Annotated in this window: 19 protein-coding genes; 8 read left to right on the top strand and 11 right to left on the bottom strand. The window is 72.5% G+C overall.

The window, feature by feature from the left end:
* Window positions 1-21: 21 nt before the first annotated feature.
* The gene (locus tag ACH414_RS12315; RefSeq protein ID WP_382539208.1) at window positions 22-615 is read right to left on the bottom strand and encodes a TetR/AcrR family transcriptional regulator; all 594 of its coding nucleotides are present in this window, start codon (window positions 613-615) and stop codon (window positions 22-24) included.
* Entirely contained in the window at window positions 612-2,174 is a 1,563-nt protein-coding gene (locus ACH414_RS12310; RefSeq protein ID WP_382539205.1) for a 3-hydroxyacyl-CoA dehydrogenase, read from the bottom strand. Before ACH414_RS12310 ends, ACH414_RS12315 begins: the two co-directional genes overlap by 4 nt.
* 121 nt (window positions 2,175-2,295) lie before the next feature.
* Here ACH414_RS12310 and paaN point away from each other — a divergent pair, with 121 nt between their 5' ends.
* On the top strand, window positions 2,296-3,993 hold the full coding sequence (gene paaN / locus ACH414_RS12305) for a phenylacetic acid degradation protein PaaN (protein ID WP_386563264.1): 1,698 nt from the start codon (window positions 2,296-2,298) through the stop codon (window positions 3,991-3,993).
* Window positions 3,994-4,118: 125 nt separating this feature from the next.
* On the opposite strand, the gene ACH414_RS12300 is transcribed toward paaN, so the two are convergent.
* The 3 genes from ACH414_RS12300 to ACH414_RS12290 are packed head-to-tail and all read right to left on the bottom strand — an operon-like array spanning window position 4,119 to window position 6,882.
* Window positions 4,119-4,802: a TrmH family RNA methyltransferase gene (locus ACH414_RS12300; protein WP_382539199.1), complete on the bottom strand. Its 684-nt coding sequence runs from the start codon at window positions 4,800-4,802 to the stop codon at window positions 4,119-4,121.
* Complete coding sequence (locus ACH414_RS12295; RefSeq protein ID WP_398941715.1) at window positions 4,799-6,028, bottom strand: HTTM domain-containing protein; 1,230 nt, start codon at window positions 6,026-6,028, stop codon at window positions 4,799-4,801. The genes ACH414_RS12300 and ACH414_RS12295 overlap by 4 nt, the downstream gene beginning before the upstream one ends.
* A complete protein-coding gene (locus tag ACH414_RS12290; RefSeq protein WP_398941713.1) occupies window positions 6,025-6,882 on the bottom strand; it encodes a DUF5819 family protein in 858 nt (285 codons plus the stop codon). Before ACH414_RS12290 ends, ACH414_RS12295 begins: the two co-directional genes overlap by 4 nt.
* 112 nt (window positions 6,883-6,994) lie before the next feature.
* Between ACH414_RS12290 and paaA the strand changes: the two genes are divergently transcribed.
* From paaA to ACH414_RS12260, 6 genes are all read left to right on the top strand, one after another.
* Complete coding sequence (gene paaA / locus ACH414_RS12285) at window positions 6,995-8,002, top strand: 1,2-phenylacetyl-CoA epoxidase subunit PaaA (protein ID WP_398941711.1); 1,008 nt, start codon at window positions 6,995-6,997, stop codon at window positions 8,000-8,002.
* Window positions 7,999-8,286, top strand: coding sequence for a 1,2-phenylacetyl-CoA epoxidase subunit PaaB (gene paaB, locus ACH414_RS12280; protein ID WP_382539188.1), 288 nt, complete (start codon window positions 7,999-8,001; stop codon window positions 8,284-8,286). Before paaA ends, paaB begins: the two co-directional genes overlap by 4 nt.
* Window positions 8,283-9,017 (top strand): 1,2-phenylacetyl-CoA epoxidase subunit PaaC, encoded by a 735-nt coding sequence (gene paaC / locus ACH414_RS12275; RefSeq protein ID WP_382539185.1) that lies wholly within the window; start codon window positions 8,283-8,285, stop codon window positions 9,015-9,017. Before paaB ends, paaC begins: the two co-directional genes overlap by 4 nt.
* Entirely contained in the window at window positions 9,011-9,529 is a 519-nt protein-coding gene (gene paaD, locus ACH414_RS12270; protein ID WP_382539182.1) for a 1,2-phenylacetyl-CoA epoxidase subunit PaaD, read from the top strand. Before paaC ends, paaD begins: the two co-directional genes overlap by 7 nt.
* Complete coding sequence (locus ACH414_RS12265; RefSeq protein WP_398941710.1) at window positions 9,530-10,618, top strand: 2Fe-2S iron-sulfur cluster-binding protein; 1,089 nt, start codon at window positions 9,530-9,532, stop codon at window positions 10,616-10,618. It abuts the gene before it with no gap.
* Window positions 10,619-10,705: 87 nt separating this feature from the next.
* A complete protein-coding gene (locus ACH414_RS12260; RefSeq protein ID WP_398941709.1) occupies window positions 10,706-11,839 on the top strand; it encodes an acyl-CoA dehydrogenase family protein in 1,134 nt (377 codons plus the stop codon).
* A 1-nt stretch (window position 11,840) separates the two neighbouring features.
* Here the strand turns inward: ACH414_RS12260 and ACH414_RS12255 are convergent, their stop codons facing one another.
* The 4 genes from ACH414_RS12255 to ACH414_RS12240 all read right to left on the bottom strand — a co-directional run bounded on the left by ACH414_RS12255 (window position 11,841) and on the right by ACH414_RS12240 (window position 16,041).
* On the bottom strand, window positions 11,841-12,185 hold the full coding sequence (locus tag ACH414_RS12255; protein WP_391769746.1) for a rhodanese-like domain-containing protein: 345 nt from the start codon (window positions 12,183-12,185) through the stop codon (window positions 11,841-11,843).
* Window positions 12,186-12,252: 67 nt separating this feature from the next.
* A complete protein-coding gene (locus ACH414_RS12250) occupies window positions 12,253-13,110 on the bottom strand; it encodes a hypothetical protein (protein ID WP_382539170.1) in 858 nt (285 codons plus the stop codon).
* 131 nt (window positions 13,111-13,241) lie between these two features.
* Window positions 13,242-14,735 (bottom strand): DUF2252 domain-containing protein, encoded by a 1,494-nt coding sequence (locus ACH414_RS12245; RefSeq protein ID WP_398941707.1) that lies wholly within the window; start codon window positions 14,733-14,735, stop codon window positions 13,242-13,244.
* A 205-nt stretch (window positions 14,736-14,940) separates the two neighbouring features.
* Window positions 14,941-16,041: a hypothetical protein gene (locus ACH414_RS12240; protein WP_398941706.1), complete on the bottom strand. Its 1,101-nt coding sequence runs from the start codon at window positions 16,039-16,041 to the stop codon at window positions 14,941-14,943.
* A gap of 157 nt (window positions 16,042-16,198) precedes the next feature.
* On the opposite strand from ACH414_RS12240, the gene ACH414_RS12235 reads away from it, so the two are divergent.
* Complete coding sequence (locus ACH414_RS12235; protein WP_386563236.1) at window positions 16,199-16,702, top strand: MarR family winged helix-turn-helix transcriptional regulator; 504 nt, start codon at window positions 16,199-16,201, stop codon at window positions 16,700-16,702.
* Window position 16,703: 1 nt separating this feature from the next.
* Here ACH414_RS12235 and ACH414_RS12230 read toward each other — a convergent pair whose 3' ends face one another.
* Window positions 16,704-17,366, bottom strand: a complete 663-nt coding sequence (locus tag ACH414_RS12230; RefSeq protein ID WP_398941704.1) for a response regulator — start codon at window positions 17,364-17,366, stop codon at window positions 16,704-16,706.
* Between the two features lie 43 nt (window positions 17,367-17,409).
* Window positions 17,410-19,347, bottom strand: a complete 1,938-nt coding sequence (locus ACH414_RS12225; protein ID WP_398941702.1) for a sensor histidine kinase — start codon at window positions 19,345-19,347, stop codon at window positions 17,410-17,412.
* Window positions 19,348-19,351: the final 4 nt, after the last annotated feature.

Below are 19,351 nucleotides of genomic sequence, written 5' to 3'. Positions count from 1 at the left end.
CCGAAGGCCCCCTCACACTGCTCAGCGGGTCGCGCGCAGCCCGTCGAAGGCGAGGTGCACGACGGTCTCCGCCAGCTGCTCCCGCTCCGCCGGGGAGTCCGCGTGCGGCTTGTACCACTCGACCAGCGAGTTGATCATTCCGAAGAGCAGCCTGGTGGCGAGCCGGATGTCCATGTCCGCCCGCAGGTCGCCGTCGGCCGCCGCCGCCTTCAGGAGCTCGGCCACCCGGTGGTCGAACTCGCGGCGCCGCTCCATCGCCCACCGCTCGGTCTTGGTGTTGCCCCGCACCCGCAGCAGCAGCGTGACGTACGGGAGCTCCTCGATCAGCACCTCCACGGTGCGCCGGGTCACGTACTCCACCCGCTCCACGGCCCGCCCCCGGCCCGCCCCCGGCTCGTCGAGCACCGCGAACAGCCCGTCGAGCGCCCGGCTCACCGCCCGCCGCAGCAGCTCCTCCTTGCCCGCCACGTGGTGGTAGATCGAGGACTTGGAGATCCCGGCCGCCTTGGACAGGTGCTCCATGGACGTGCCGTCGTAGCCGCGCTCGTTGAAGACCGTGACGGCGACGGAGAGCAGCGTGTCGGGGGTGTAGGTGTCTCGCCGCGCGGTGGTCATCGGCTCTCCTCCGCCTCTTCGGCGCTCGCCCGGCGGACCAGGGCCGGCGAGGGGGCGTAGCGGCCGGTCGGATAGCGTTCGTGCAGGTTGCCGAGCAGGCTGCACAGGTCCCGGTGGCCCACGCGCCGGGCCCACTCCAGGGGGCCCACCGGGTAGTTCACCCCGAGCCGCATGGCCGTGTCCACGTCCTCGGCGCTGGCCACCCCGCGACCGACGGCGTCCGCCGCGACATCGGCCAGCATCGCGACCGTACGGGCGACGATCATGCCCGGCACGTCGCCGATCACGGACACCTTCTTGCCGAGCGCCTGGAAGAGCCCCACCGCCTCGGCGAGGACCTCGGGCGGGATGCCCTCGCGCGCGGACAGCACGATCCGGCTCGCCGCCGCGTAGTCGAGCGCCAGGTCGAAGTAGACGACCTCGTCCTGGTGGAATTCGAAGGCGGTCTCGCCGTCCGCGAGGTCGAGCCTGGCCCCGCCGGGCAGCTCGATGTGACCGTCGCCCTCCTCGCGCCGCACGGCGATCCCGGCCTGCTCGAACAGCTCCGCCAGCGGCTCCGCGGGCCCCAGATCTCCCCGCACCGTAATCGTCGCGGGCGCCTTCGCGGGCTCCGCCGTGTGCGGCTCGGGACGCTCGGCGCCCTCCGCGTACGAGAACCAGCCGTGGCCCGACTTGCGCCCCAGCCGCCCGGACTCGACGAGCCGTCGCTGCGCGAGCGAGGGCGTGAACTTGGGGTCCTGGTAGAAGGACTCCCACACCGAGCGCGTCACGGCCTCGTTGACGTCCTGGCCGATGAGGTCGGTCAGCTCGAAGGGGCCCATCCGGAAGCCGCCGGACTCGCGCAGCGCCGCGTCGATGGTGGCGGGGTCGGCCGCGCCCTCCTCGTAGACCCGCAGCGCCTCGGCGTAGAAGGGGCGGGCGACCCGGTTGACGATGAAGCCGGGGGTGTCGGCGCAGCGCACCGGCGTCTTGCCCCAGCTCTTCGCCGTCTCGTACGCGCGCGTGGCGGCGGCCGGGTCGGTGGCGAAGCCGCTGACGATCTCGACGAGCGGCAGCAGCGGCGCCGGGTTGAAGAAGTGCATCCCGACGAAGCGCCCGGGCAGCCGCAGGCCGCCCGCGATGGCGGTGACGGAGAGGGAGGAGGTGTTGGTGGCGAGCACGGTGTCCTCGCCGACGAGGGCCTCCAGGTCGGCGAAGAGGCCCTGCTTGACCGCCAGGTTCTCGACGATCGCCTCGACGACGAGGGCGGCGTCCGCGAGCTCGGCGAGCCCGCCGGCCGCGTGCAGCCGGTCGACGGCCGCGTCCCGCTCCTCCTTGCCGAGCCGGCCCTTCTCGACGAGCCGGTCCAGGCGTCCCCGGACGGCGGTCACGGCCTCGTCGGCGCGGCCCGGAGCGCTGTCGTGGAGGCGGACGGGATGGCCCGCGAGGAGGGCGACCTGGGCGATGCCCTGGCCCATGGTCCCCGTGCCGACGACGGCGACGGTGCGGCTGGGATCGATGGGTCCGGCTCCGTCGGCCGACACCGCGTCGCTCCCCTGGACGGTCGTGTTGGCGGTCATAGGAGTGATCCTCCCCGATGGGTTTTCCACAGGATCGCCGGACCCCCTTGTCCCGACCGATCGTTCGGTTACTCTAACTCCGTACGCCTGCCCCTGCCCAGCTCATTGAGGAGTTGCGCCCATGGCCGCCGCTCAGCTGACCACCGACCGTCTGGCCGACAAGCACCGGTCCACCCTGGACCAGGCCCTCGACACCATCCGCACGCGCGCGTACTGGTCTCCGTACCCGGAGCACCCCAAGGCGTACGGGGAGGACGGCTCGCTGGACGCGGCCGCCGGGCTCGACGCCTACAAGGCCCTGCTCGACAACCGCTTCGAGCTCGACCAGCCCGGCACCGACGACTGGACCGGCGCGGAGGTCTCCCCGTACGGCCCGGCGCTCGGCATCACCTATCCGCACCCCGACATCGACGTGCTGCTGCCCGCGATGCGCGCCGGCATGGGCGCCTGGCGCGACGCGGGTCCCGAAACCCGCGCCCTGGTCTGTCTGGAGATCCTCGCCCGGATCTCCGCCCGCACCCACGAGTTCGCGCACGCCGTCATGCACACCAGCGGCCAGGCCTTCATGATGGCCTTCCAGGCCGGCGGCCCGCACGCCCAGGACCGCGGCCTCGAGGCGGTGGCGTACGCGTACGAGGAGCAGACCCGCACCCCCGCGGGCCGCGCCGACTGGTCCAAGCCGCAGGGCAAGCGCGAGCCCCTGGAGCTGTCCAAGGAGTTCACCCCGGTCGCCCGCGGCATCGCGCTCATGATCGGCTGCAACACCTTCCCGACCTGGAACGGCTACCCGGGCCTGTTCGCCTCCCTGGCCACCGGCAACCCGGTCCTGGTCAAGCCGCACCCCCGCGCGGTCCTCCCGCTGGCCCTCACGGTCCGCGTCGCCCGCGAGGTCCTCGCCGAGGCCGGCTTCGACCCCAACCTGGTGGCGCTCGCCGCCGAGCGTCCCGGCGAGGGCATCGCCAAGACGCTGGCCGTCCGCCCCGAGATCCGCATCATCGACTACACCGGCTCGACCGCCTTCGGCGACTGGCTGGAGGCCAACGCCCGCCAGGCGCAGGTCTACACGGAGAAGGCCGGCGTCAACACGGTCGTCGTCGACTCCACCGACGACTACAAGGGCATGCTCTCCAACCTGGCCTTCTCCCTGTCCCTGTACAGCGGCCAGATGTGCACCACCCCGCAGAACCTGCTGATCCCCCGCGAGGGCATCACCACCGACCAGGGCCCGAAGTCGTACGACGAGGTCGTGGCCGACCTCGCGGGCGCGGTCGGCGGCCTGCTCGGCGACGACGCCCGGGCGAACGCGCTGCTCGGCGCCCTGGTCAACCCGGACGTGAAGGCGCGTCTGGAGGCCGCCGCGAGCCTGGGCGAGGTGGCGCTGGCCTCCCGCGAGGTGCCCAACCCGGACTTCCCCGAGGCCGTGGTCCGCACCCCGGTCATCGTGAAGCTGGACGGCTCCAAGCCGGACGCGGAGGCGGCGTACTTCTCCGAGTGCTTCGGCCCGGTCTCCTTCGCCGTCTCGGTCGACTCGACCGCCGACGCCCTGGAGCTGCTGCGGCGCACGGTCCGGGAGAAGGGCGCGATGACGGTCGGCGCGTACACCACCTCGGCCGACACGGAGCGTGCCGTGGAGGAGGTCTGCCTGGAGGAGTCGGCGCAGCTCTCGCTGAACCTGACCGGCGGCGTCTATGTGAACCAGACGGCGGCGTTCTCCGACTTCCACGGCTCGGGCGGCAACCCGGCGGCGAACGCGGCGCTGTGCGACGGCGCCTTCGTCTCCAACCGCTTCCGCGTGGTGGAGGTCCGCCGCCAGGCCTGACGGCACCCGGCACCCGGCCACGGACGGGGCGGGATCGGGTCGGGCCGGGTCGGGTCGGGTGAGTCGGAGGGGTCGGGGAGTCACATCCCCGGCCCGGCCAGCCCTCCCCTCCCCGCCCCGCCCTGTCAGTCGATCTCGGCGTAGCGCTGCACCCAGGCGTGCATGGCGACGGCGGCCGCCGCGCCCGCGTTGATCGACCGGGTCGAGCCGAACTGGGCGATCGAGCAGACCATCGCCGCGTGCTTCCGGGCCTCCTCGGTGAGGCCGGGCCCCTCCTGCCCGAACAGCAGCACACAGCGGCGCGGCAGGACGGTGCGCTCCAGCGGCACCGAGCCCGGCAGGTTGTCGATGCCGATGATCGGCAGGTTCTCGGCGGCCGCCCAGGCGGTCAGCGCCTCGGTGTCCGGGTGGTGGCGCACATGCTGGTAGCGGTCGGTGACCATGGCCCCGCGCCGGTTCCAGCGCCGCCGCCCCACGATGTGGATCTCCTTCGCGAGGAAGGCGTTGGCGGTCCGCACCACGGAACCGATGTTGAAGTCGTGGCCCCAGTTCTCCACCGCCACGTGGAAGTCGTGGCGCCGGGTGTCCAGGTCCGCGACGATCGCCTCCCGGGTCCAGTACCGGTAGCGGTCGACGACGTTGCGCCGGTCGCCGCCGGCGAGCAGCTCGGGGTCGTAGCGCTCGCCCTGCGGCCAGGGCTCCGGGTGCGGTCCGACCCCGATCTCGGGGGCGAACCCCTCGTCGTACTGGATCGGCTCGCTCGGTCCGGCGCTCTCGACGGTGCTGGGCTGTTCCTCGGTGGTGCTCACCCGACGAGGGTACGGGGACGGGGCTCGGGCACCGCTTCCTCGGGCTTGCGCCGCAGCAGCCGGTCCCGGCCGCGGGCCGCCCGCGCGCCCAGCCAGAGCAGGAACGCCGTCGGCAGGAAGATCGCGTCCGCTGAGATCATCGCGAGCGAGAAGACGGGCAGCCCCAGCAGCACGGCGATGCCGGCGTGCTCCAGCATCATCGCCGCCAGCAGGACGTTCTTGACCTTGCGGTTGAAGAGCGTGAAGGGGAAGGCGACCTGGACGATGACCGTGCCGTAGGTCAGCAGCAGCACCATCACCCCGCTCGATCCCAGCAGATCGGAGAGGGCGGGCCAGGGGGAGAAGTAGTCCAGCCTGAGCGGGTAGTACAGCGCGGTGCCGTCCTGCCAGCGCGAGCCCTGGACCTTGTACCAGCCGGCCGTGGCGTAGATCAGGCAGACCTCCGCCATGATCACGACGAGGGTCGTGTTGTGGGTGAGGTTGGCGATGACGTCGAGCAGGGTGCGCGGCTCGCCGGGGGCGTACCGGCAGACCAGCCACCACAGTCCGTGCCCCAGCCACAGCACCCACAGCAGCACCACGAGCCACCATTCCCCGGTGAGCCCGGAGAAGTAGGTGGTGGCCATCAGGAGCCCGCCGAGCACCGTCCACAGCAGCGGCCCGACGAGATCCCGCGCGGGCCCGCTCCCGGGGCCGGCCTCCGCCCCGCTCTCCGCGCGCCGGGCGGCGCGGCGGGCGTCGAGCGACCAGACCTGGCCGCAGCGGGTGAGGACCAGGTAGAGCGCCATGATGTGGACGACGTTGTCGCCGCCGTCGCCCATGAAGATGGACCGGTTCTGCAGGGACAGCACCCCGGCCATGAAGACCACCGACACGGCCCGGGTGTGCCAGCCGAGCAGCAGCAGGACGGCGGAGAGCAGGGCGAGCCCGTAGACGATCTCGAACCACAGGCGCCCGTCCGACCACATGAGGGCGCTGAAGGAGTGGTTGTCGGCGATCAGCCGACGGCCCATCTCCCAGGACCAGGGGCCGTCCGGCCCGTACAGCTCCTGCCGGTGCGGCCATTCGCGCAGCAGGAACAGCAGCCAGGTGAAGGAGAAGCCGATCCGTACGATCGCCGTCTGGTACGGGCCGAGGGCCTGGGCGGTGACCTTCTGGACGGCCTGGCCGAGGCGCCGGTCGAAGGGGACGCGGGGCTGCGCGGGGGCAGCGGGGGTGCGGCTCATCGGCCCGCCTCCATGCGGTTCGGCGCGAGGCCACCGGCCTCGGCGCCCGCGGCCGCGGCCGCGGCGGGCCGGTCGGCATCGGTGATCCGCCACCACGGGTAGCTGCGGAAGACCGGCTGGGTGTCGGTCTTCTCGCCGCTCCAGGCGGGGGAGGGGACGGGTGTGGTCACGGAGCGCACCTGGATCCGCTGGACGGTGCCGCCGAGCGCCCGTCCGTCGAGGCGCAGCATCACGATCCGCCGCAGGTAGCTCGCGGAGAGCTCGCCGCGCAGCCCGTTGGGGCGGTGGTCGTCGGTGTGGCTGTTCAGGTAGAAGTCCCAGGCCCTGCGGAGCTCGTTCTGCTCGGTGTGGCTGGGCAGGAGGCTGCCGCGGATCTGCTCGGTGTCCTCGGCGGTGAGGTCGATCCAGCCCGTCGTCCGGCGGCTGCCGTCCTTCCCGGCCAGCTGCGCCCGCACCTGGACCGCGATGTTCTGCTGCAGCGGGTTGGGGGCGAAGAGCTTCCAGTTCTGCTCGAACTCGGGGTAGATCCAGTCGTCGACGGCCTCGCCGTGCTGCTTGGTCAGCGTGTTCGACGGGGCGACGTGCAGGAACACCATCGCGAGGTGGACGCAGGCGAAGACGCCGAGGACGGCGAGCGCGACGGCGGCGACCACCTGGTACGGGAGCGAGAGCGCCCCGATCCCGGCCGCGGGCCCGGCCTGCCGCACGGGCTCGGAGCCTGCCTGCCGCCCGGCCTCGGAGCCTGCCTGCCGCACGACCTCGGCCCCTTCGCGGCGCACGGGCTCGGTGTCAGCCGGCGCTCGGGGCGGCTCCGAGGCGTCCTCGTCCACGCCCCGGTCGTCGTACGAGTCCATCGCGCCCCGCTCCCGATCGGCCCAAGCAGTTATCCACAGAGGTTGACACCATACGGGCCGCCGAACGACCATTGAAGTCATTCAACCGAACGATCGGTCGGTAGGGGGTCCGATGACCGCAGGCACGGCAGAGACGACAGCGACACCGGCGACGACAGGGACAGCCGCGACACAGGCAGCCCTCGAAGCGGTGTTCGACGCCGCCGTCGCCGCGGACGAGCGCATCGAGCCCCGCGACTGGATGCCCGACGCCTACCGCGCCGGCCTGGTCCGCCAGATCGCCCAGCACGCCCACTCCGAGATCATCGGCATGCAGCCCGAGGCGAACTGGATCACCCGCGCCCCCTCCCTGCGGCGCAAGGCGATCCTCATGGCCAAGGTCCAGGACGAGGCCGGCCACGGCCTCTACCTGTACAGCGCGGCCGAAACCCTCGGCACCAGCCGCGACGAGCTCCTCGACAAGCTCCACTCCGGCCGCCAGAAGTACTCCTCGATCTTCAACTACCCCACCCTGACCTGGGCCGACGTCGGCGCCATCGGCTGGCTCGTGGACGGCGCCGCCATCACCAACCAGGTCCCCCTCTGCCGCTGCTCCTACGGGCCGTACGCACGCGCCATGGTCCGGGTCTGCAAGGAGGAGTCCTTCCACCAGCGCCAGGGATACGAGGCGCTGCTCGCCCTCTCCCGCGGCACCGAGGCCCAGCACGCCATGGCCCAGGACGCGGTGAACCGCTGGTGGTGGCCCTCCCTGATGATGTTCGGCCCGCCGGACGACGAGTCGACCCACTCCGCCCAGGCCATGGCCTGGAAGATCAAGCGCCACTCCAACGACGAACTGCGCCAGCGCTTCGTCGACATCGCCGCCCCGCAGGCCGAGTCCCTCGGCCTCACCCTCCCCGACCCCGACCTGAAGTGGAACGAGGAGCGCGGGCACTACGACTTCGGCCCCATCGACTGGGCCGAGTTCTGGGACGTCCTCAAGGGCAACGGCCCCTGCAACGAACAGCGGCTCGCCAAGCGCCGCCAGGCCCACGAGGACGGCGCCTGGGTCAGGGAAGCCGCCGCGGCATACGCCGACAAGCACACGAAGCAGCTCACGGACGGGGAGGCACGCGCATGACCACCGACGGATGGCCGCTGTGGGAGGTGTTCGTGCGCTCGCGCCGCGGACTGTCCCACACCCACGCCGGCAGCCTCCACGCGCCGGACGCCGAGATGGCCCTGCGCAACGCCCGCGACCTGTACACCCGCCGCAACGAAGGCGTCTCGATCTGGGTCGTCCCCTCCACCGAGATCACCGCCTCCTCCCCCGACGAGCGCGACCCCTTCTTCGAGCCCTCGGCGGACAAGCCCTACCGCCACCCCACCTTCTACGAGATCCCGGACGGGGTGAAGCACCTGTGACCGCACAGCCCACCACCGCCCCGGCCGCCGCGCTGCCCCTCGGCGACGACGCCCTCATCCTCGCCCAGCGCCTGGGCGAGTGGGCCGGCAACGCCCCCGTCCTGGAAGAGGAGGTCGCCCTCGCCAACATCGCGCTCGACCTCCTCGGCCAGGCCCGCATCCTGCTCTCCCTCGCCGGAGACGAGGACGAGCTGGCCTACCTCCGCGAAGAACGCGACTTCCGCAACTGCCAGCTCGTCGAGCAGCCGAACGGCGACTTCGCCCACACCATCGCCCGCCAGCTCTACTTCTCCACCTACCAGCGCCTCCTCTACGCCGAGCTCGCCGCCGGTGACGGCCCCCTCGCCGGACTCGCCGGCAAGGCCGTCAAGGAAGTCGCCTACCACCAGGACCACGCCGAGCACTGGACCCTGCGCCTCGGCGACGGCACCGAAGAAAGCCACCGGCGCATGCAGCAGGCCTGCGACGCCCTGTGGCGGTATACCGGCGAACTGTTCCAGCCCCTCGAAGGCCTCGACATCGACGCCGACACCACCGCCGCCATGGAGCGCGCCTGGCTCGACTCCGTCACCGCCGTCCTCGAGAAGGCCACCCTCACCGTCCCCACCGGGCCGCGCACCGGAGCCTGGAAGGCCGGCGCCGGCCGCCAGGGCCTGCACACCGAGTCCTTCGGCCGGATGCTCGCCGAAATGCAGCACCTGCACCGAAGCCACCCGGGGGCGTCATGGTGACCACCGCCCCCGCCGGCACCACCCCGACCGCACTCGAAGAGGAACTGGCCCGCATCGCCGGCGCCGTCCCCGACCCCGAGCTGCCCGTCCTCACCCTCGCCGAACTCGGCGTCGTCCGCGGCGTCCACATCCACGGCCCCAGCCGCGTCGAGGTCCGGCTCACCCCCACCTACACCGGCTGCCCCGCGATCGAGGCGATGTCCCACGACATCGAGGAAGCCCTCCACACCCACGGGATAGCCGAGGTCTCCGTCGTCACCGTCCTCAGCCCCGCCTGGTCGACCGACGACATCACCGAGGAAGGCCGCCGCAAACTCGCCGAGTTCGGCATCGCCCCGCCCCGCCCCCAGGGCCCCGCCGGCGGACCGATACCCCTCACCCTGGCCATCCGCTGCCCCCACTGCGGATCCACCGACACCGAACTCCTCAGCCGCTTCTCCTCCACCGCGTGCAAGGCACTCCGCCGCTGCACGGCCTGCCGCGAACCGTTCGACCACTTCAAGGAGTTGTAGATGCAGTCCTCCACGACCGCACGGACCGGGTTCCACCCGCTCCGGGTCAGCGAGGTCGAGCAGCTCACGGACGACTCGGTGGCCGTCACCTTCGCCGTCCCGCCCGAGCTGCACGAGACCTACCGGCACACCCCCGGCCAACACCTCGCCCTGCGCCGCACCGGACAGCACGGCGAAGAGATCCGCCGCACCTACTCGATCTGCGCCCCGGCCGCCGCCGAAGGCGAGACCCCCGTCCTGCGCGTCGGCATCCGACTGGTCGACGGCGGCGAGTTCTCCACCTACGCCCTCAAGGAGCTCGCCGTCGGCGACACCGTCGAGGTCATGGAGCCCATGGGCCGCTTCGTCCTCGCCCCGCGCCCCGGACACTTCGCCGCCATCGTCGGCGGCAGCGGCATCACCCCGGTCCTGTCGATGGCCGCCACCCTGCTTGCCCGACAGCCCGACGCCACGTTCTGCCTCGTCCGCAGCGACCGCACCGCCGCGTCCACGATGTTCCTCGACGAGGTCGCCGACCTCAAGGACCGCTTCCCCGACCGCCTCCAGCTGGTCACCGTCCTCTCCCGCGAGGAACAGCAGTCCGGGCTCCCCTCCGGCCGGCTCGACCACGAGCGGCTCACCACCCTGCTGCCCGCACTGCTCCCCGTCGGCGACATCGACGGCTGGTTCCTGTGCGGCCCCTTCGGCCTGGTGCAGAGCGCCGAACAGGCCCTGCGCGACCTCGGCGTCGACCGCGCCCGCGTCCACCAGGAGATCTTCCACGTCGACGACGGCTCCGCCCCCGCCCCGGCCACCGCCGCGGACGCCCCCGCCGACGCCACGCTGACCGCCACCCTGCACGGCCGCTCCGGCAACTGGCCCGTCCAGCAGGGCGAGACGCTCCTGGAGACCGTGCTGCGCGCCCGGGCGGACGCCCCGTACGCCTGCAAGGGCGGTGTCTGCGGCACCTGCCGCGCCTTCGTCGTCTCCGGCGAGGTCCTCATGGACCGCAACTTCGCACTGGAGCCCGAGGAGACCGACGCCGGATACGTGCTGGCCTGCCAGTCCCACCCCAAGACCCCCGAAGTGGAACTCGACTTCGACCGCTGACAGACGACGCCCGCCCATTCCCTTCCGCTAGAACCTGTTCTATCTTGACGATCCGTCAAATACGAGCGGGCCGGAAGGGACAGGGCAGTGGACTTCACCTTCACCGAAGAACAACACGCGGCCGTCGAGGCGGCAAAGGCCGTCTTCTCCGACGTCGCACCCGACGCCGTACCCAGCCCCGCCCTCACCCCCCGCGCGGTCGCCGACGACTACGACCGACCCCTGTGGGCCCGCCTCGCCACCGCCGACCTCCTCGGCCTCTGCCTCGACCCCGCACACGGCGGCGCCGGACTCGACCCCATCGCCCTCTGCCTCGTCCTCCGCGAATCCGCCCGCGTCCTCGCCCGCGTCCCCCTGCTCGAAACCACCGCGGTCGCCCTCACCCTCCAGCAGTACGCCCCCGCCGAAACCGCCGAGGCGCTCCTCCCGAAGGTCACCCGCGGCGAACTCGTCCTCACCGCCGCCGCCCACGGCAACACCGGCCACGACCCGGCCCCCCTCGCCGTCACCGCCCACCAGGACCCCACCGGCTGGGCGCTCGACGGCCACACCGGCCACGTCCCCTGGGCCCACCAGGCCGACCGCATCGCCGTCCCCGCACACACCCCCGACGGGCGCACCGTCCTCGCCCTGCTCCCCCGCACCCACCAGGGCCTCAGCCTCGCCGACCAGTACGCCACCCACGGCGAACTCCTCGCCGAACTCCACCTCGACGGCGTCCGCCTCGACCCCACCGACGTCATCGACACCGACGGCGCCTGGGACCGACTCCGCGACCTCCTCGCGACCGGAACCTGCGCCCTCGCCCTCGGCCTCGGCGAACAAGTCCTCACCATGACCAGCCAGTACACCGGCAAGCGGGAGCAGTTCGGCCACCCCGTGGCCACCTTCCAGGCCGTCGCCGTCCAAGCAGCCGACCGCTACATCGACCTACGCGCCATGGAAGCCACCCTCTGGCAGGCAGCCTGGCGCCTCACCACCGACGCCGGCGGACCCCTCCCCGCTGGCGGGGACATCGCCGTCGCCAAGATCTGGGCCTCCGAAGGCGTCCGCCGCGTCGTCCAGACCGCCCAACACCTCCACGGCGGCTTCGGCGCCGACACCGACTACCCGCTGCACCGCTACCACGCCTGGGCCAAGCACCTCGAACTCGCACTCGGCCCCGCCGGCGCCCACGAAGAAGAACTGGGCGACCTCCTCGCCGCCCACCCCCTCGCCTGAGCTACAGCACGTACGCGGGGCTCCCGTCGTCCGTCACCATCGGGCGCCCCGCACCCTCCCAGGCCAGCATCCCGCCGTCCACGTTCACCGCGTCGATGCCCTGCTGCACCAGGTACTGCGTGACCTGCGCCGAACGGCCACCCACCCGGCACATCACGAACGCCCGCCGCCCCTCGGCCACGGCCTCCGTCACCTCACCGAACCGCTGCACGAAACCACTCATCGGCACGTGCAGCGCACCCTCGACATGACCGGCCGCCCACTCGTCGTCCTCACGGACATCCAGCACCAGGGCATCGGCAGGCACGGAGGCCGCGTCCACCGACGGCAGCGGGGCGAAATTCATGGGACAGGCCTTCTCTCTCACACGGGTCGATGGCACCCCTCGAACGCGGGCGCCGAACCATCGAAACCTACTGCACCGGCCGCGCCAGCGCCGCGAGCTCCGCCTCACGCTCGGACACCTGCGCCAACAGCTGCTCGGCGATCTCCTCCAGCAGCCGGTCCGGGTCGTCCGGCGCCATCCGCAGCATCGCGCCGATCGCACTGTCCTCCAGCTCCCGGGCCACCACCGACAGCATCTCCTTGCGCTGCGACAGCCACTCCAGCCGCGCGTACAGCTCCTCGCTCTCGCTGAGCCGCACCTCCGGCACCGGACCGGCCGCCCACTCCTCGGACAGCTCCCGCAGCAGACCCTCGTCGCCCCGGGCGTACGCCGCGTTCACCCGCGTGATGAACTCCTCACGCCGCTGCCGCTCGCCCTCTTCCCGCGCCAGATCCGGATGCGCCTGCCGGGCCAGCTCACGGTAGAGCTTGCGCACCTCGTCGGACGGCCGCACCCGCTTCGGCGGCCGCACCGGCCGGTCCGTCAGCATCGCCGCCGCCTCGGCCGAAAGACCGTCGGAGTCCACCCAGTCGTGGAACAACTCCTCCACCCCGGGCATCGGCATGACCGCGGCCCGCGCCTCCTGCGCCCGCCGCAGATCCTCCGGATCCCCGGTCTGCGCCGCCCGCGCCTCCGCGATCTGCGCGTCCAGCTCGTCGAGCCGCGTGTACATCGGACCGAGCTTCTGGTGATGCAGCCGGGAGAAGTTCTCCACCTCGACCCGGAAGGTCTCCACCGCGATCTCGAACTCGATCAGAGCCTGCTCGGCCACCCGCACAGCCTGCTCGAGGCGCGCCTCGGGCCGCTCACCCTCGGACCCGCCACCCACGCCCTGGTCCACGCTCACGTCCACGCCCGTCCACGTCCTCGTTCCGGCTCGTCCCATCCAGCCTACGGTCCCCGGGGAGGGGGCCTCCCCCCCTCCCTCCCCCTCCCCCCTCCACCCCTCGCCCCCTCCAGCCCCCACCTCGCCCCCCATGAAGAGCCCCAGACCTCACAGGAGGCTCACGGGACGCCTCACACGCCCAGTTCCGCCGCTATCCGCCCGGTGCGTATCGCTGTCAGCAGGTCCTCGTGGTCCGCGGTGGTGCGGTCCGCGTAGGCGACGGCGAAGGTCGCGACGGCCTCGTCGAGTTCTTCGTTCTTGCCGCAGTAGCCGGCGATCAGCCGCGGGTCGGCGCTGTGGGCGTGGGCGCGGGCCAGCAGGGCGCCCGTCATGCGCCCGTAGTCGTCGACCTGCTCCGCGGTCAGGGCGGCCGGGTCGACGCTGCCCTTGCGGTTGCGGAACTGCCGCACCTGGTACGGCCTGCCCTCGACGGTGGTCCAGCCGAGCAGGATGTCGCTGACGACCTGCATCCGCTTCTGCCCGAGCACCACGCGCCGGCCCTCGTGCCCCGCTTCCGGGACGGCGAAGCCGACCGCCGGCAGGTGGGGCAGCAACGCGGAGGGGCGGGCCTCCTTGACCTGGAGGACCAGGGGCTCGCCCCGGTGGTCGAGGAGCAGCACCACGTAGGAGCGGGTGCCGACGCTGCCGGTGCCGACGACGCGGAAGGCCACGTCGTGGACCGCGTACCGGGCGAGGAGCGGCAGCCGGTCCTCGGACACGGTCTCCAGGTACTCGCCGAGGGCTGTGGCGACGGCCGCGGCCTCCGCGTCGGGCACCCGGCGCAGGACGGGCGGGGCGTCGACGAAGCGTCTGCCGCCGCCCTCCTCGTCGGTGACGGGCTCGGTCGAGCGGGCGGCGAACCGGGCGCTGGTGTTGTTGCGGGCCTTCGCCGAGACCCGTTCCAGGGTGCCTATGAGGTCGCGGGCGTCGGTGTGGGAGACGAGCTCCTCGTCCGCGATGGCGTTCCAGGCGTCGAGTGCGGGGAGCCGGGCCAGCAGGCGCATGGTGCGGCGGTAGGCGCCGACGGTGTCGAAGGCGGCGGCCCGGCACATGTCCTCGTCGGCCCCCGCCTCGCGCCCGGCGAGCACGAGGGAGGTGGCGAGCCGCTTGAGGTCCCACTCCCAGGGGCCGACGACGGTCTCGTCGAAGTCGTTGAGGTCGATGACGAGGCGGCCGCGGGCGTCGCCGTAGAGGCCGAAGTTGGCCGCGTGCGCGTCGCCGCATATCTGGGCGGCGATGCCGGTCACGGGGGAGCCGGCGAGGTCGTGGGCCATCAGTCCGGCGGAGCCGCGCAGGAAGGCGAAGGGACTCGCCGCCATCCTGCCGACCCTTATCGGTGTGAGGGCGGCGACGCGTCCTCGGCTGGACTCCTCGACGGCGCGGGTGGCGTCGGGTCGTCCGGCTGCGAGGGTGAGGGTGGCGTGCGCCGCCCGGGGGATGCTGTTGCGGAGTTCCTTGCCGCGTTGTTTGGCGGAGGCGGGGGAGGGGGCGGAGCCGGCGGGCCCGGTCGCGCTCTCGGTCCGGGCTGTTGCCCGTCGTGCGAAGCCGGGCACGTGCGGCACTCGTGCGCCCCCGTGCGTGGCGTGCTCGCGCTGTCCCGGAACCGCTGTCCTGGTCTCGTCCATGGGACGGCCTCCCCCGACTCTTGCCTGGTTGCCAACATCAACTTCGTCGACTGGGCATGAAGGTACCGCCGGGGTCATCAGGCCGTCTTCCCCTGTGGATAACGACCTGTGGACAACTCTGCCGTCAGGCATCGGACGTGCGGTTCAGACGCCAGACGTGGGGGGCGGACGTGAGGGGGCGGGCGTGAGGGGGCGGACGTCGCGGTCAGACCCCCACGGCCTCCTCGATCTCCTCCTCCGCCTCCGCCTCCGCGTCCGTCTCCGCGGCGGGCGTCGGCGCGGTCACCGCGGCGGGGGCGGCGCGTCGGGCCTCGGTGATTCCGGCGAGGACGGTGAGGGCGGCTCCGGCGAGGAACCAGAGGGCGAGGACGAGGACGTCGCGGCCGAGTCCGTCGCCGCCGAAGTAGACGTGGCCGCGGACGCCCTCGACGAAGCCCGCGCCGTTCCAGAAGGCGTGCAGCGCGCCGAAGAAGCCGGGCTGGAGCTCGGGCCGGTAGATGCCGCCGGAGCTGGTGAAGTTGAGCATCACGAACAGGACCATCACGCCGAGCGTGGTCCAGCGCTTGAGGAAGGTGTGGAGCCCGACGCCGATCAGCAGGATGCCGGCGCTGTACAGCCACGCGAGGGCCCAGACGCCGCCGAGTCCCTGGTCGACGAGGTGGAAGAGCGGGCCGGCGAAGACGGTGCCGATGAGGCTGACGACGAGGGACATGCCGGCGGCGAGCAGGGCCCTGATCCGCATGGGCAGTACGGCGCCGGCCCCGCCGATGACGGCGACGGAGGCGTACGAGCCGATGCTGAGGGCGACGAGCAGGAAGAAGATGCCCTGTCCTGTGGGGTCGCCGGAGGAGACGGGTGCGACGTCGGTGACCTTGAGGGGCTGGTCCTGGGTGGCGGCGACCTTGGTGAAGACCTTCTCGACGGCCATGGCGCTGGTGTCGGAGGCGGCGGACGCCACGAGGAGTTCGGGGCGGCCGGAGGTGTCGGTCGCCTTCCCGGCGGCCGGCCGCCCGTCACCGGGGAGGTAGGCGCCGAAGCTGGACCGGTCGCGCAGGTGGGCGGTGGCGGTGGCGCGGTCCGGCACGGTGCGGACGTCCAGGGCTCCGGCGCCCTTGTCCTGCAGGGTCTGGGCGAGGACCTGGGCCTGGGGTCCCGAGCCGACGATGTCGACGCGGAGGTCGTGGGGCTGGGGGGCGTGGAAGGCACCCAGGTAGGCGAGGCCCATGCCGACGCACATCAGCAGGGGGGTGAGCAGATGCCCGAGGACGTGGCGCAACGCTCCCTTGGTGGTCGGTCCTGCGGACACCGGAACCTCCATGGTTGGCTTTTACAACTAAATAACCGTTGTACTATACAACCGAAAGTCGGGACGGGGCCACCCCGTCCGCTGCCACGGCCGCTGCCACGGCCGCAGTCACGGCCAGAGCCCCAGCCATCAGGTCCTCGGCGACAAGGAGCGCACCATGAGCGACGGCGCGCGGGAGACGTCCCTCGACACCATCGAGCGGGAGCTGACCGCCTTCGCCCGCCGGGCGCGGGCCGCGGCCGCCCGGCTCCACCCGGAGCTGCCGCTGGTCTCGTACACGCTCCTCACCCACATCGACGACCAGCAGGGCTGCCGGGCCACGGACCTCGCCGCCCACTTCCTCCTGGACAAGTCGACGGTCAGCCGGCAGATCGGCACCCTGGAGAAGCTGGGCCTGATCGAGCGGCGTCCCGACCCGGACGACCATCGGGTCCAGGTGCTGCACCCCACCGAGGCGGGCACCCAGGTCCTCGCCTCCACCCAGGCCAGTCGGCTCGCCGCCTACGGGGAACGCCTCAAGGACTGGTCGGCCGAGGACCTCGCCCGCTTCGCCGCCTATCTGCTCCGCTACAACGGAGCACCCGGCGCCGACCACAACGCAGCACCCGGAGCCGACCTCCCCGGCACCACCGGCTCCCCCGACGCCGACGGCGCGCGCTGAGTCAGAGGCGGGCGTCCCGGGCGAGCAGGGCCGCCTGGACCCGGTTCTCGCAGTCCAGCTTGGCGAGGATGCGGCTCACATAGGTCTTCACCGTCGCCTCGCTCATGTGCAGACGCCGGCCGGCGTCCGCGTTGGACAGGCCCTCGCCGAGCAGCGCCAGCACCTGCCGCTCCCGCTCGCTGAGCGCCGTCAGCCGGGCCCGCGCCTCCTCCGCCCGGGCGGCCTCGCGCCCGGAGGCCAGCTGCTCGACCACATGCCGGGTGGCCGCGGGGGAGAGATACGCCTCCCCGGCCGCCGCGGCCCGTACGGCGCGGATGAGTTCGGCCGGCGCGGTGTCCTTGAGCAGGAACCCCGCGCCGCCGTGCTCGAGCGCCCGCAGCACGTTCTCCCGCTCGCCGAACGTCGTCAGCACGATCACCCGTGTCGACGGCGCCGCCCGGCGCAGCTCCGGCAGGGCGGAGAGACCGTCGAGGACGGGCATCTGGATGTCGAGCAGCAGGACGTCGGCGGCGTGGGCGCGGGCCTGTTCGACGGCCTCCCGCCCGTTCGCCGCCTCCGCGACGACCTCGATGTCCGGGTCCGAGGTGAGGATCATCCTGATCCCGGCCCTGATCAGGGGCTCGTCATCGGCGATCACGACCCTGACGCGCTGCTGCCCTGCCACAGCCTCTCCCCACCAGCTAGCGGCGTACGAAGGGTCCCGCGCCCTAGCGCACGACCTCGTACGACTTCTTCTCGATCAGCTTGCCGTCCTTGAAGCAGAACCGGAAAACGGGCTCGCTCTCCATGCTGTCGCCCGGCTCCGAGCTCATCAGCACCAGACACGTGGATCCCTCGGGCTCCTTGGGGCCCTTTCCGTGCAGTCCGGTGGTGGCGATGGTGTCCCCCGAAGGAAGCCGCTCGCGTACCTCCTGCTCGCTCTGCCCGACCTTGACGGCGTCGTACTCGCCCGGGCCGATCATGCCCTTCTGCATCGACCCCATCAGGAAGTAGATGCCGAAGCCGCCCGCCACCAGCAGCAGCACCAGGGCCGCGAACGCGATCCCGCACCCGATCGCTATCCCGCCGCCCGTGCTCGTGCCCCTGCCCGCGCGCATCGCCATCGCCCACTCCCGTTCGGTCACCGTCCGGTCGGCCTTTCCGACCACGGCCCGACCACCGTCGCGTGAACGGGCCCACCGTGACTGCTGCCGGAAGTCGTCGGCCGCATCGACGAAAGGATCGGAGAGAGGGCCGGCTGGAGGACCGGGGAGAGGACCGCCCGCGTCACGGCCTGAGTGGACGCCCGCGTGACGGCCTGAGTGGACGCCTGAGTGGCCGCCCTCATGACCGCCCGCATGACCGGCCGAAGCGGCGACGCCGAGCTCGAGACCGGCCGTCCAGGGGTCCGGCTCGACGAACGGGGCGGCCTCCACCACCCCGTACGGCAGGACGCCGGCGACCCGGAAGCCGCCGCCGTCCGCCGGGCCGGCGTGCACGATGCCGCCGACCAGCCGGGCCCGCTCGTGCAGCCCCGTCAGGCCCTGGCCGCCGCTGACGACGCCGGTCGGCTCGGTCTCCGGCCGCTCGTTGAGCACCTCGACGACGAAGGCGTCCGGCTCGTAGCGCACCTCGACGGCGATCGGGGCGCCCGGCGCGTACTTGTAGGCGTTGGTCAGGCCCTCCTGGACGATCCGGTAGGCGGCGTGGTCCACGGCCGGCGCCAGCGGCCGGGCCTCGCCGCGGTGGGCGAGCTCGATCGTCGTCCCGGCCGAGCGGGCCGCGGCCACCAGTCCCTCGATGCCGGCGGTCCCCCGGGCCGCCTTGCCGGTCTCGTCCCCGGGCCGCACCACCGGCACGCCCCCGGCCTCGTCCGGCGCCTCCACGCCGTCGCGCAGGATGCCGACGACCTCGCGCAGCTCGTGCATGGCGTCCACCGACGCGTTGCGCAGGACGCCGACGGCCTCGCGCTGGCGGTCGGTCAGGTTCGGGTCGACCTCCAGGGCGCCGGTGTGCACGGAGATCAGCGCCAGCTGGTGGCCGAGGCTGTCGTGCATGTCCTGTGCGATCCGCTGCCGCTCGCGCAGCCTGGCCTGCCCCGCGATCATCGCCCGCTCCCGGATCAGTTGGGCGTTGCGCTGCTGGAGCGCGTGCAGCAGGGTCCGGCGCTGCGCCCAGTAGCGGTGGGCGAGGCCGGGCGCGAGGGTGGTCGCCAGGAAGTACAGCGTCGTGATGATGGCGACGGTGAGGAACATGCGCTGGTCCCAGGCCTCGACCATGGTGCCCGCGACGTTCAGCACATAGGCGGCGGTGAACGCGGCCAGGGCCCGTCCGGCGCCCGCGATGTAGCGGCCGGCGGACCAGCCCATGAGGATCAGCAGGGCCAGGAAGCCGGGGACGAACGGTGTGAGGAGCGACGTGACGACGAGCACGGTCGCGGGCAGCCTGCGGCGCAGCAGGGACAGCGCGGCGGCGGTCAGGGCGACGAGGGCGAGCCGCCATCCCGGGCCGGTGTGGAGGATGTCCTCGGTCCCGGCGGCCAGCAGTGCCATGACGACGGCGAGGACCGCCTCGCCCGCGGTCCGCTGCCGCGACCACTGTCCGGGCACCGCGAACCAGCGCCAGGCGGCGCCGAGCCACGTCCTGATCTTCGTAGGAGCTTCCACGCCC

The sequence above is a fragment of the Streptomyces sp. NPDC020422 genome (genome assembly GCF_044386705.1).
GTDB lineage: Bacteria > Actinomycetota > Actinomycetes > Streptomycetales > Streptomycetaceae > Streptomyces.
This window is presented reverse-complemented; position numbering and strand designations above follow the sequence as displayed.